The organism is Litchfieldella xinjiangensis (assembly GCF_000759345.1).
Taxonomy (GTDB): domain Bacteria; phylum Pseudomonadota; class Gammaproteobacteria; order Pseudomonadales; family Halomonadaceae; genus Litchfieldella_A; species Litchfieldella_A xinjiangensis.
On the sequence record NZ_JPZL01000002.1, the window covers coordinates 782,034 to 795,548 of the forward strand.

Consider the following 13,515-nt stretch of genomic DNA (forward strand, 5'->3'; position numbering starts at 1 on the left):
CTAGTCCTTGAAAGCGATCAGCGAAGCGAAATTCAGATACTGAAACCAGGTCTGGCTGCGGGGAAACCCCGCCTGGGCCAGGCGCGCGTGATGCGCGTCCAGGGTATCCGGGACCAGCACATTCTCCAGGGCCGTACGCTTCTGGCTGATCTCCATGTCGCTGTAGCCGTTGGCGCGCTTGAAGTCGTGGTAGCGCTCGACCAGCCAGGCGTTGGCCTGCTCGTCGGCATCGACGATCTTCTCTGACAGGACCAGGACACCCCCGGGTTCGAGCGCGGCGTACAGCTTCTCGATCACCGCGTCGCGATCCTGCGGCGCCAGAAACTGCAGCGTGAAGTTGAGCACGATCATGCCCGATGGGCGGTAATCCAGGTGCCGTATATCGCCTTCGATCACTTCGATATCATGCGCCGGCGACTCCTCGGCAAAGGTTGCCCGAGCACGTTCGACCATGGCCGGCGAGAGGTCCACGCCGGTCAGCGAGAACGCATCGGGAGGCAACCGGCCGGCCAGGGCCAGGCCGACTGCGCCCAGGGAGCACCCAAGATCGTAGACGTGAGCCCCATGGCGCAGGTGACGTGCCGCAATCACCCCCAACATGCCGAGGATCTGACCATAACCGGGCACCGATCGGCGGATCATGTCAGGGAAGCAGGCCACGACCCGTTCATCGAAGGAAAAACTGGCGACGCGGTCCAGGGGTGTCGAAAAGATCGCGTCACGGTAAGATGCGTCACTCATGGCAAATTCATGGAGTCGTTTCGAAAAGCGCTATCTTACGCGCCACAGGCCATGTCTGCACGGAGCGACCGATCAGGGAGAGAGAGTGACCATGAGCAAGAGTGAACGTGACACGATCGACCAGGGTACCGCTTGGGAGGCCTTGAAGGCCCATGCCCGGGACGTTGGACAGGCCCACCTGCGTGACCTGTTCAACGAGCAGGCGGGACGCTTTGAGTATTATCGTCGCCAGGCGGCAGGCCTCACGCTGGATCTTTCCAAGCAGCGTTGGCGCCCCGAGACGCTCGAGCTGCTGCTGGACCTGGCCAAGGAGGCCGGGCTGCCCAGCGCCATCGAGCGACTGCTCGATGGCAAGCGGGTCAACCTGAGCGAGGACCGCCCGGCCCTGCACACCGCGCTACGCATGCCCGAAGACGCCAGGCTGGTCGTCGAGGGCGAGGATGTGGTGCCGGCAGTGCACCGTACCCTGACGCGTATGGAAGAGATGGTCGACAAGTTTCATGGCGGCCAGTGGCGTGGCGCGACCGGCCGAGCCATACGCGATGTCGTCAATCTCGGCGTGGGCGGTTCCGACCTGGGGCCACTGATGGTGACCCATGCCCTGGCGGACTACCAACCCGAAGGGATACATCAGGTCAACGTGCACTTCGCTTCGACCATGGACGGCTCTCAACTGGCCGACTACCTGACGCGGCTCAACCCCGAAACGACGCTGTTCGTGTTGTCATCCAAATCGTTCACCACCATCGACACGCTGTCCAATGCCCGTACGGCCCGCGACTGGTTGCTGTCACGGTTAATGCAGGAGAAGCAGGGCGGTAACGGCAATGGTCATTTCCATGCCGACGACATCGACCGCGACCTGGTGATGCGACAGCACTTCATCGGCGTCTCGGCGAGTCCCGAAAAGATGAGTGAGTGGGGCATCGCGCCGTCCAACCAGCTTGAATTCTGGGATTGGGTAGGGGGTCGCTACTCGCTATGGGGCGCCATCGGCTTGCCCATCGCGCTGGCCGTAGGCATGGATAATTTCCGCGGTCTGCTGGCTGGTGCGCATGAAATGGATCGCCATTTTCGCGAAGCGCCCCTTCAGGACAACCTGCCGGTCATGCTGGCCCTCGCCGGGATCTGGAACGTCAATTTCCTCGATATTCGGGCACACTCCATCTTGCCGTATGACGGCCGCCTCGAGTATTTCGCCAGTTATCTCGAACAGCTGGAAATGGAATCCAACGGCAAGTCGGCGACCAACGATGGCCAGGTCACGACCTACTCGACATGTCCCGTACTCTGGGGCCAGCTTGGGCCCAATGCCCAGCATGCCTTCTATCAATTGCTTCATCAGGGAACCCAGGCGGTCGAGTGCGATTTCATCGCGCCGCTGAAGCGCTACGACGACGTCGAGGACGACGCCACCCGGGAGCATCTCCAAGGGCAGCATCGCCTGACGCTCGCCAACTGCTTCGCTCAGTCTCGTGTCTTGATGCTCGGCGACGACGCCATTGATGAGCCGGGTGAACGTCCCAGCCACAAGCGCTATCGCGGCAACCAGCCCTCGTCCACGCTGCTGCTCGATCGCCTGACGCCGCATACGCTAGGGGCCTTGGTGGCTCTGTATGAGCATAAGGTCTTCGTCCAGGCGACCATCTGGGATATCAACCCCTTCGATCAATGGGGCGTTGAGCTGGGTAAGAAGATCGCCGGTGAAACCGAGCAGATTCTGGCGTCCCGGGACGGGATCGATGCCATGGACGACTCCAGTCGTGGCCTGATCGAGACATTCTGGGCCTTCGAACCCGATCAGACCGGTTCGTCTTCCCGTGATGCGTGAGATCCTGCCGATCCGTTAGCGAAGAGGGCGTGCTGGTCATTTATACAGGAGTTGCGTTATGCTGAATGACCGGCACGCGCTCGGCAGGGCGAGCGGTGTGCTTTACCTGCATGGCTTCAATAGCGGGAGTGACTCGCCCAAGGCGCAACTGATGCGCATGGCCTGCCAGGCCTTGCCGGAGGAGACCCCGCGCGGGGCAACACTGCCCTGCGAGACGCCTCAACTCTCGCATCGTCCCGATGCGGCATTCGAGCAGGCCGAGGCGAGTCTGGCGTTGCTGGGACCGAGGCCGCTGATCGTGGGCAGTTCCATGGGCGGTTTTCTGGCCACCTGCCTCGCCGAACGGCATGGATTGCCTGCCGTCGCGATCAACCCCGCGGTGCGGCCGGCGCGGCTTGTAGAGGCATGGGAGGGGCAAGGCTTCGTCAATCCCTACACGGGAGAATCCTTCACCGTGGAGAGCGCCCACCGCGATGCGTTGGAGGCGTTGACACCGAAGGCCATCACGCCGCCTCACTACCTGTTATTGTTGGGCACACGCGATGAAACGCTGGATTGCCGCGATGCCTTCGTGGCGTACCGGGGATGCCGTACCATCCTGCATCCCGGTGGCGATCATGGCTTCAGCGCAATGGCGGACTACCTGCCGGCAATATTCGCCCATGGTGGGTGGCCCCTGCCCCCCGGAAGAATAACCGCTATCGATCTGGACGACGCATGACGCAATACAGTGCCAGCTCCATCGAGGTCCTCTCGGGCCTCGATCCGGTGCGCAAGCGCCCCGGGATGTATACCGATACCACCCGACCCAACCATCTGGTTCAGGAGGTCGTCGATAATAGTGTCGACGAGGCTCTGGCCGAATACGCCAGGGAGATTCACGTCCGCCTGCTCGAGGATGGCGGGGTCGAGGTCAGCGACGACGGGCGTGGCATGCCCATCGACGAGCACCCCGATCATGGTGTGAGCGGGGTGGAGCTGATCCTCACCCGGCTGCATGCCGGGGGCAAGTTCTCGCAATCGAGCTACCGCTTTTCGGGCGGCCTGCACGGCGTGGGCGTGTCGGTGGTGAATGCCTTGTCGACCCGCCTGGAAGTCGAAGTGTGCCGCGACGGCAATCGCTATGGCATTGCCTTCGAGAACGGTGACAAGGTCAGCGAGCTCCAGGTAATCGGCAGCTGTGCCAAACGCGCCACGGGAACACTGGTGCGTTTCTGGCCGGATGCCAGCTATTTCGACAGCCCGCGGCTCGCTTTGCCGCGGCTCAAGCATCTGCTCCGGGCCAAGGCCGTGCTCTGTCCTGGGCTCAAGGTCACATTGACCGAGACCGATGGCAGTGCCAGCGAATGGCAGTACGCCGATGGCCTTCGCGACTACCTGGCCCAGGCCACCGATGGCTACGAGGTCTTGCCGGCTTCGCCGTTCATCGGCCATTTCGCCGATGACGATCAGGGCGTCGACTGGGCCATCCAGTGGTTGCCCGAAGGTGGCGAACCGCTGATGGAGAGCTACGTCAACCTGATTCCCACGCCGCTGGGCGGGACGCACGTCAATGGGCTGCGTTCGGGACTGCTCGAGGCCCTGCGCGAATTCTGCGATTACCGCAACTTGCTCCCGCGCGGGGTCAAGCTGACGCCCGAGGATCTGTGGGAGCGGGTGGCCTACGTGCTGTCGGTCAAGCTGCTCGACCCTCAGTTCGCCGGCCAGACCAAGGAGCGCTTGTCTTCTCGCGCCGTGGCAGCCTTTGTCGCGGGCGTGGTCAAGGACGCCTTTTCGCTATGGCTGAACCACCATGTCGACCAGGCCGAAGCGTTGGCCGAGATGGTGATCAACGCCGCTCAGCGTCGCCAGAAGAGCGCCAAGAAAGTGGCCCGCAAAAAGGTGACCTCCGGCCCAGCGCTTCCCGGCAAGTTAGCCGACTGCTCGGGGCAGGATCCGGCCGCCGGTGAACTGTTCCTGGTGGAGGGCGACTCGGCCGGGGGCAGCGCCAAGCAGGCCCGTAATCGCGAGACTCAGGCGATCCTGCCGCTGCGCGGCAAGATTCTAAATACCTGGGAGGTGGAGTCTCACGACATCTATGGCTCACAGGAAGTGCACGATATCGCGGTGGCCATCGGTATCGATCCAGACAGCGAAGACCTGTCCAAGCTGCGCTACCACAAGATTTGTATCCTGGCCGATGCCGACTCCGACGGGTTGCACATCGCCACGCTACTATGCGCCCTGTTCGTGCGCCACTTTCCGGCCCTGGTCGATGCCGGCCACGTCTACGTCGCCATGCCGCCACTTTACCGTATCGATCTGGGCAAGGAGGTTCATTACGCCCTGGACGAGAGCGAGAAGGCCGCCATTCTCAAGCGCCTGGAAGGCAAGCGCGGTACGCCCAATGTCCAGCGGTTCAAGGGCTTGGGTGAGATGAGTCCGCTACAGCTTCGTGAAACCACCATGGCGGTCGACACCCGGCGCCTGGTGCAGCTCACCCGGGAGGAAGGCGACGGCACCGGGGAAATGCTCGATATGCTGCTGGCCAAGAAGCGCTCCGCCGACCGCAAGAGCTGGCTCGAGGACTACGGTAACCTGGCGGATATCGAGGTTTAGGCCGCGGATAGGTGAGCCGATATTGATTCTTTAACCCTGACCAAGGGCTAACCGAATGACCATGGATATCCAGGTGGCGGAAGGCGACGTCGAACGTCTCTCGCTGCGCGAATACACCGAGAAGGCGTATCTCGATTATTCGATGTACGTCATTCTCGATCGTGCCTTGCCGCATATCGGTGACGGCATGAAGCCGGTACAGCGGCGTATCATCTATGCCATGCGTGAGCTGTCGCTGACGGCCAACGCCAAGTACAAGAAGTCGGCACGTACCGTCGGCGACGTGCTGGGCAAATTCCATCCCCACGGCGATAGCGCCTGCTATGAAGCCATGGTGCTGATGGCGCAGTCGTTCAGCTATCGCTATCCCCTGGTGGATGGCCAGGGCAACTGGGGGAGTCCCGACGATCCCAAGTCGTTCGCGGCGATGCGCTACACCGAGGCACGATTGTCGAAGTTCTCGGAAGCGTTGCTGGCCGAATTGGGGCAGGGCACCGTCGAATGGACGCCCAATTTCGACGGCACCATGAACGAGCCGGTGGTACTGCCGGCGCGCTTGCCGCATGTGCTGCTCAATGGTGGCACCGGGATTGCCGTCGGCATGGCGACCGACATACCGCCACACAATGTGAATGAGGTAGTGGAGGCGACGTGCCACCTGCTGCGTCATCCCGAGGCGACCGCTACAGACCTGAATCGCTTCCTGCCGGCGCCCGATTTCCCGACCGCCGCAGAGATCATCACCTCGCGCAGTGATCTGAAAAAGGTCTACGAGAGTGGCCGCGGCTCGGTGAAGCTGCGCGCGCGTTATACCCTGGAAGAGGGCAACGTCGTGGTCACTGCGTTGCCTTACCAGGTCAGTGGCTCCAAGGTCCTCGAGCAGATAGCCGCGCAGATGCAGGCCAAGAAGTTGCCGATGGTGGCCGATCTGCGAGACGAATCGACCCACGAGGACCCGACACGACTGGTCATCGAGCCGCGCTCCAACCGTGTCGATATCGAATCGCTGATGGCGCACCTGTTCGCCACCACCGATCTCGAAAAGAACATTCGGGTCAACATGAACGTCATCGCGCTCGATGGCCGTCCGCGGGTCATGGCGCTTCCCGAGCTTCTGGTTGAATGGTTGACGTTCCGGCGTGCCACCGTGCGCAAGCGGCTCGAGCACCGCCTGGGCAAGGTCGAGGATCGCTTGCATATCCTCGAGGGCCTCCTTGCGGCTTATCTGAACATCGACGAGGTGATTCGCATCATCCGCGAGGAGGATGAGCCCAAGCCCGCGCTGATGAATGCATTCGGGCTCAGTGAGCGGCAGGCGGAAGCGATCCTCGAGCTGCGCCTGCGTCACCTGGCCAAGCTCGAAGAGATGAAGATTCGCGGCGAGCAGGACGAACTCGAAGCCGAGCGCAAGCACCTCAAGGCGCTATTGGGCAGCGAAGCCAAGCTGACCGATCTCATCGAGGAAGAGTTGCGCGAGGCGGCACGTGAGCATGGCGATCCTCGTCGGTCACCATTGGTCGAGCGTGAGGAGTCACGGGCGCTATCGGAAGTCGAGCTGATGGGCGCCGACCCGGTCACCGTGGTGTTGTCTGAAAAAGGCTGGATACGCGCAGCACGCGGGCATGACATCGACCCTGCCGGCCTGTCTTTCAAATCGGGCGATAGCTTCCACCTGGCAGCTCGGGGCAAGACCAACCAGCCCTTGGTGTTACTCGACGCTAGCGGGCGTGCCTACACGCTGGCCGCTCACAACCTGCCCAGCGCTCGCAGCCAGGGCGAACCCATCACCGGGCGCATCAATACCGTGGCCGGGGCGCATATGGCCGGGCTTATGCTGGCCCCGCCCGAGACCCGCTATCTGCTGGCCTCTGACGGTGGCTACGGTTTCGTTTGCCGGCTCTCGGACCTGATCGGCAAGAACAAGGCCGGCAAGGCGGTGCTGTCGCTACCCAAGGGCTGTAACGTACTCCCGCCCCAACCGCTGCCTGAGCGGGAACGAAGCAGCGCGGCGGCGGTGTCCAACGAGGGCAGGCTGCTGGTCTTCGACATGGATCAGCTGCCCGAGATGACCAAGGGCAAGGGCAACAAGATGATCGATATCCCCGGACCGCGTGCGGCACGCCGCGAAGAGTTCGTGCGCGACCTGATCATCGTCCCCGAGGGGGGGGCACTGGTGATACATGCCGGCAAGCGCAAGCTGACGTTGAAGTCCGGTGACCTGGATTATTACCGCGGCGAGCGAGGACGGCGGGGTAGCAAGCTCCCCCGTGGCTTCCAGAAGGTCGACCGCCTCGAAGTGGAAGGATGACATGACACGACGCGTCCTGATTCGCGCGACCGGTAACGCACGCCCTGGACAACTGTCCGAACTGGGACGTGCACTGGCCAAAAGCGGCGCACGCCTGCTCAATATCAATCAGAGCGTGACCTTCGGCATCCTCTCACTGGAGGCGCTGGTAGGACTCGACCGTGATAGCGATCTCGAGGCGACACTCAGTGAAGCCGGTGACCTGCTGGGCCTCGATGTCCAGGCCATCCAGGTCAGCGCCGAGGATTACCAGCGCTGGAGCGGCCAAGCCAGTCAACCGCGCTTGATACTGACCCTGCTTGCGCCGAGATTGCCGGCGGGCATCCTGGCCGAAGTGGGGGCATTGACGGCCGAGCATGGCCTGACCGTTGAGCTGATCCATCGCCTGTCCGGGCGTGAACCCCTCGAAGGGGGAGCGCCGACGCACGGGGCCTGCGTGGAGTGCTGGTTGCGAGGCGAAGAGGTCGATCTCGAGGCATTGCGTATCAAGGCCCTGGCGCTGGGAGCGATGCATGGGGTGGATATCGCCCTTCAGGAGGATTCGATCTGGCGCCGGCATCGTCGCCTGGTGTGCTTCGATATGGACTCGACCCTGATCCAGGCCGAAGTCATCGATGAGCTGGCCCGGCGGCACGGTGTCTACGATGAGGTATCAGCCGTCACCGAGCGTGCCATGCGGGGCGAGTTGGATTTTCAACAGAGCTTTCGCGAGCGCATGAGTAAGCTCAAGGGGCTCGATGAGTCGGTGCTGGCCGAGATTGCCGAATCACTGCCGCTGATGGATGGGCTCGAGCGGTTGATGCGGCATTTGAAGCGGTTGGGCTATCGAACGGCCATTCTCTCCGGTGGCTTCACCTATTTCGCGCACTATCTTCAGCGTCGTCTGGGCTTTGATGAGGTCCATGCCAACGAATTGTTGATCGAGAATGGTGTGGTGACCGGCGAAGTCCGTGAGCCCATTGTCGATGCCGACCGCAAGGCGGTGCTGCTCAAGGAGATCGCCGAGCGCGAGGGGCTACGTCTCGAACAGACCATTGCCGTGGGTGACGGGGCCAACGACCTCAAGATGCTGGCCAGCGCCGGCCTGGGTATCGCCTTCCGCGCCAAGCCCTTGGTGCGGGAGCAGGCGAGCCAGGCGATCTCCACGCTGGGGCTGGATGCCGTGCTGTACTTGATGGGCTATCGTCAGGTCGACCTTGAGGATGAGGATCGACAGGAGTAAATTTCTGCCGCACGCAGCCGATAACATTTTGATACAGACAGCCCTCACCGAGCCGAGACTACATGCAGCAGGACAGCGACGCCATTAGCCGTATCGAACACCCCAGCGAAATGCAGGCCGCGCTCGAAGCGCTGACCCAGCCTGGGGGCGCCTCGCTCATGTTCGAGTCGCCGGGAAGCGAGCCATTGCCAGCGCTTGTCGTCTATGTTCGTCAGGGCGAGGGGATTCTGGTCGACATCACGGCCATTGCCGATATTGCACCTGCGATCGAAAAGGGACGGCTCGTCTACCTGGTCGGCCAGAGCAATGGCAGCATGCTGCGCACGCCCGTGCTCGAGAATATCGAATGGTTGCCGCGTCAGAACGACCGGCTGCGTTTCGCCTGCGATTATCCCTCGCATGTCGAAATCATGCATCGCCGCAGCGCCTATCGTGCCGAGTTGAAACCGGGAATGGAAGCGCGCGCCACGCTGCTCATGGCGCACAGTGAGGTTCCCGTCAGCGGCGCCCTGAGAAACCTGTCGTTGGGGGGCTGCTTGCTGGAACTTTCTCTGGCAGCCGCCATGAGCCTGCAGCCCGAGCAATCGGTCCAGGGGCTCGTTCTTGACTTCCCCGGTGGGCAACGGCTCCGGGTGCCGGCCAAGCTACGTCACGTGCAGGGCGACAATACCCAGCAAGTGGCGCGCATCGGCTGCGAGTTTCTCGCTGTCGACCCCCAGGCCGAGCGGGAAATCTGGTTTTTCGTGCGCGAGATCGAGCGTGAAGGTGCGCGATATGGGCAGCAGGACGCGCGTTCGCTGGCGCCTTCACCGCTGTTCGAATCCCGGGGTGGTGCCATGGCGCCACCCAGCCGGCCCCATGGAGCGGATTACGCTACTCCCATGGCACGCCGCCTGGCCAAGATCAGTGCCTATCTGGATACCCAGCTACTTGGGCTCCAGGAGGGAGAACGTATTGCACCGCGCGACCTGTCTCGGCACAGCGATCAATTGCTGGGATTGCTCGAGGAGGATCGTGAAGCGCTGCTCTTCGCCAGTGTATGCATGGTCGATGATCATCCCCTGGTACAGCATGGTATCGCGGTTGCGGTGCGTCTGGTGGATTGGGCCTCTAGCCAGCGTCTTTCCCGCGACGTGCTCAAGGCCATGGCGGCCTGCGCGCTCGTCCATGATTTCGGCAAGATCCTTCTGCCCAATGAGCTGCGGCATGCTCAGCAGTTCAGCAACGATGACAAGCGGCGGATGGCCGAGCATGTCTCGTTGCTGGATGCACGCATGGTCGACTGTCGCTGGTTGTCGCCCGAAGTCGTGAATTCCGTCATCTGGCGGATCAATGAGCGATTGGATGGAAGCGGGTACCCCCAAGGCCTGGCCCAGCGCAAGGTCGATTCCCTGTCACGTATGGCGGCGGTGATCGATGTCGTCGATGCCATGGGGCGGGAGCGCGCGGATCGCAAGGGACGTACCGTCAGCCAGACTTATCGGCACTTGCTCAGCCATGGCGAGGCCTTCGATCTCGCCTGCGTCGAACGCTACGTCAAGCACTTCGGCATCGCGCCCATCGGCGGGCTGGCCCGCTTCAGCAATGGCCAATTGGCCTGGATACAGCGACTCGACAAAGAGGGCCGGCCCCGCCAGGTTCAGGTAGCACCGACAGATACCTTGCCACGCAACGTCTTGGGTGAGGTGCTGATCGACTCGGAGTTGGCCAGGCTCGGTAAGCTCGAGGCGTTGGTCGTACCCGCTGTTGGCTGAAGGCTCCTTCGTTTGCGTCATGGCGTGTTTCGCGCATAATCCCTCAACTTTTTCGTAAGGGGATCCGCCGTTAGTGCCGAAAAACTCGGCGCAAGCCCAGGATTTCCGCTACCTGTGAGTCACTCATGCCTGCTTCCGCCCTGACGTGGCGCGATCGCTTCGAGCGGCTGCGCGCCAACAAGCTCTTCGAAGCCTGTGTCATCGCTATCATCATCCTCTCGGCCTTGCTGATCGGCGCCAAGACCTACGAAGAAACCAGTCGCTTCGAACAGGTCCTGCGCGTTTTCGACATGGCGGTGACGGTGTTTTTCCTGATCGAAATCCTGATTCGCATGGCCGCCGAGCGTCGTGTTCGCGACTTCTTCCGAAGTGGGTGGAATATCTTCGATTTCGTGATCGTGCTCGCCAGCCTGATACCGCTGGATAACACCGATATGGTGTTATTGGCCAGGCTGCTGCGGATCTTTCGGGTACTGCGCCTGGTATCGATGATTCCAGAGCTACGCATGCTGACGGCTGCCCTGGTCAAGTCGATTCCGCGCATGGGTTACGTGGTGCTGATCATGTTCATCATTTTCTATATTTACGGCGCGATCGGGAGTTTCCTGTTCCATGACGTCAACCCGAATCTCTGGGGCAATATCTCCCTGGCCATGTTGACCCTGTTCCAGGTAGCGACCTTCGAAAGCTGGGCGACGGCGGTGCTGTATCCGACCATGGAGCATTATCCCTACAGCTGGATCTATTTCCTGACATTCATCTTCCTGAATGCCTTCATCTTTCTCAACATGATGATCGGTATCGTTCTCGACGTGATGCAAAAGGAGAGTCTTCAAATGGACCTTGAGAATGGCGAGGGAGAAGCCGCGGAGATGCAGGGGCTTCGCAGTGATGTACGCGACCTGCGTGAACAGATGACACGTATGGAGGCGCTTCTTGAGCGCGACCGCAACTGAGATTCGGGTAGGCTTGGCTTGTCGTGAACACAAACGTTCAGGTTTGTCTTGACAGGGAAGCCCGGGCCTGATTTTCTAGAGGCCATGAACACGACATTATTGAACCTGAGCCTAGACCTACGACTACTAGCCGGCCTTTGATCGCGCCGGGCGGTGTTTTGCACATCGCACATTTCGAGTCTAGGTTTGCTGAGGTGTCACATGTCGAAGTTCACTACGAAAGCCCACGCGGCCCACCCTAATACGGTAAATCGCGTTACGCCCCATTCTGTCGACGCCCCGGCATGCCTTGCGCTGCCGGGGCGTTGTCGTTTCTGTCGCATACCCTACGCCCCGTCACGCATGCAAGCCCAGGAGACCACGCCATGATGCTCAGCGACCCGTCCGCCAAATACCGCCCTTTCGTCGCCATCGATCTGCCCGATAGACGTTGGCCCGATGTGCGACTGACCCATCCACCGCTGTGGTGTAGTGTGGACATGCGGGACGGCAACCAGGCGCTGATCGATCCCATGGACATGGAGCGCAAGCGTCGCTTCTTCTCCATGCTGGTAGAAATCGGCTTCAAGGAAATCGAAGTCGGTTTTCCCTCGGCCTCCCAGATCGACTTCGATTATGTGCGTGAACTGATCGAGCAGGATCTGATCCCGGATGACGTAACCATCCAGGTATTGACCCAAGCGCGTCCTCACCTGATCGAGCGCACCTTCGAGGCGCTCCAGGGCGCCAAGCGGGCCATCGTTCACGTCTACAATGCCACCGATCCCTTGTTCCGCCGCGTGGTGTTCAACGTCGACAAGCCGGAGTGCATCAATATCGCCTGCGAAGCGACGGCACAGATCAAGCAATTTATGGCGGAGCGCCCCGAGACCCAGTGGACCTTCCAGTATTCGCCGGAGTTGTTCACCTCCACCGAAATGGATTTCGCCGTGGAGATCGTCGAGGCGGTCATGGACGTGTACGGTCCAACGCACGAGACGCCGATGATCGTCAACTTGCCGGCGACGGTCGAAGTGGCCACGCCCAATAACTATGCCGACCAGATCGAATGGTTCTGCCGTCACGTCAAGGATCGCGACAGCCTCATCGTCAGCGTGCATCCCCATAACGACCGGGGTACCGGGGTGGCAGCCGCCGAGCTGGCGGTGATGGCCGGGGCCGATCGCGTCGAGGGTACCCTGTTCGGCAATGGGGAACGCACCGGCAACGTCGACATCGTGACGTTGGCCATGAACCTGTACACGCAAGGAGTTCATCCGGGGCTCGATTTCTCCAACATCACGCCAATCATGCGTGAAGTGGAACACTGCAACCAATTGCCGGTACACCCACGCCATCCCTATGTTGGCGATCTCGTCTTCACCGCCTTCTCCGGCTCGCATCAGGATGCCATCAAGAAGGGCATGGCCGAGCGACGCCAGGATCCCGATGCCGCCTGGGCAGTACCGTACCTGCCGATCGATCCGCTCGATGTGGGGCGTAGCTATGAGGCAGTGATCCGTGTCAACAGCCAGTCGGGCAAGGGGGGCGTCTCCTACCTGCTCGAGAGCGAGCACGGCATCGAGTTGCCGCGTCGCCTCTCCATCGAATTCAGCCATGTGGTCCAGGAAGTCGCCGAGCGTACGGGCAAGGAGATTACCTCCCAGATGATCTTCCAGGCGTTCTCCGACGAGTATCTCGACAAGGCCAGTGACTACGCATTGATAAACCATCGCCTGGCATCCGAGCCGGACAGCCCGCGCATCCTCCTGGAAGCGGCGATCGAAGACAAGGGAACAAGACGTACCATTGCCGGTGAGGGTAACGGGCCCCTGGCCGCCTTTATCAAGGCGCTGGGAGCCAGCGGTATCGATGCCGAGATCATCGATTACCACGAGCATTCCCGCGGGCAGGGCTCCGAAGCCGAGGCGATCGCCTATGTGGAGGTTCGTATCGGCGAGAGCGCGGTGTTCGGCGTAGGTATCGACGAGAGCATTACCAGCGCCTCGATGAAAGCGGTGCTCAGTGCCCTGAATCGTCACCAGGCGTCGAACCAGCCGGCGGCCCCCAACGTCACGGCGGAGAGCCTGGCCGATACCAAGTAGGCGGTAATGGCTAAGCCCCGC

9 protein-coding genes are annotated in these 13,515 nt (G+C 61.5%); 8 read left to right on the forward strand and 1 reads right to left on the reverse strand.

The window, feature by feature from the left end; all coding sequences use genetic code 11:
• Entirely contained in the window at positions 1 to 741 is a 741-nt protein-coding gene (gene cmoA, locus JH15_RS10965) for a carboxy-S-adenosyl-L-methionine synthase CmoA (RefSeq protein WP_043530150.1), read from the reverse strand.
• Positions 742 to 832: 91 nt separating this feature from the next.
• Here cmoA and pgi point away from each other — a divergent pair, with 91 nt between their 5' ends.
• The 8 genes from pgi to leuA all read left to right on the forward strand — a co-directional run bounded on the left by pgi (position 833) and on the right by leuA (position 13,494).
• Positions 833 to 2,572 carry a glucose-6-phosphate isomerase gene (gene pgi / locus JH15_RS10970; RefSeq protein ID WP_043530152.1) on the forward strand — a complete coding sequence of 580 codons (1,740 nt, stop codon included), beginning with the start codon at positions 833 to 835 and terminating at the stop codon, positions 2,570 to 2,572.
• A gap of 58 nt (positions 2,573 to 2,630) precedes the next feature.
• Positions 2,631 to 3,293 carry a YqiA/YcfP family alpha/beta fold hydrolase gene (locus JH15_RS10975; RefSeq protein WP_052384050.1) on the forward strand — a complete coding sequence of 221 codons (663 nt, stop codon included), beginning with the start codon at positions 2,631 to 2,633 and terminating at the stop codon, positions 3,291 to 3,293.
• The gene (gene parE, locus JH15_RS10980) at positions 3,290 to 5,170 is read left to right on the forward strand and encodes a DNA topoisomerase IV subunit B (protein WP_043530154.1); all 1,881 of its coding nucleotides are present in this window, start codon (positions 3,290 to 3,292) and stop codon (positions 5,168 to 5,170) included. Before JH15_RS10975 ends, parE begins: the two co-directional genes overlap by 4 nt.
• A 55-nt stretch (positions 5,171 to 5,225) precedes the next feature.
• Positions 5,226 to 7,478 (forward strand): DNA topoisomerase IV subunit A, encoded by a 2,253-nt coding sequence (gene parC, locus JH15_RS10985; RefSeq protein ID WP_043530156.1) that lies wholly within the window; start codon positions 5,226 to 5,228, stop codon positions 7,476 to 7,478.
• A gap of 1 nt (position 7,479) precedes the next feature.
• Entirely contained in the window at positions 7,480 to 8,700 is a 1,221-nt protein-coding gene (gene serB, locus JH15_RS10990; RefSeq protein ID WP_043530158.1) for a phosphoserine phosphatase SerB, read from the forward strand.
• A gap of 62 nt (positions 8,701 to 8,762) precedes the next feature.
• The gene (locus JH15_RS10995; RefSeq protein WP_043530160.1) at positions 8,763 to 10,454 is read left to right on the forward strand and encodes an HD domain-containing phosphohydrolase; all 1,692 of its coding nucleotides are present in this window, start codon (positions 8,763 to 8,765) and stop codon (positions 10,452 to 10,454) included.
• Positions 10,455 to 10,579: 125 nt separating this feature from the next.
• Positions 10,580 to 11,410, forward strand: a complete 831-nt coding sequence (locus JH15_RS11000) for an ion transporter (protein ID WP_043530162.1) — start codon at positions 10,580 to 10,582, stop codon at positions 11,408 to 11,410.
• Between the two features lie 365 nt (positions 11,411 to 11,775).
• On the forward strand, positions 11,776 to 13,494 hold the full coding sequence (gene leuA, locus JH15_RS11005) for a 2-isopropylmalate synthase (RefSeq protein ID WP_043530164.1): 1,719 nt from the start codon (positions 11,776 to 11,778) through the stop codon (positions 13,492 to 13,494).
• Positions 13,495 to 13,515 lie beyond the last annotated feature (21 nt).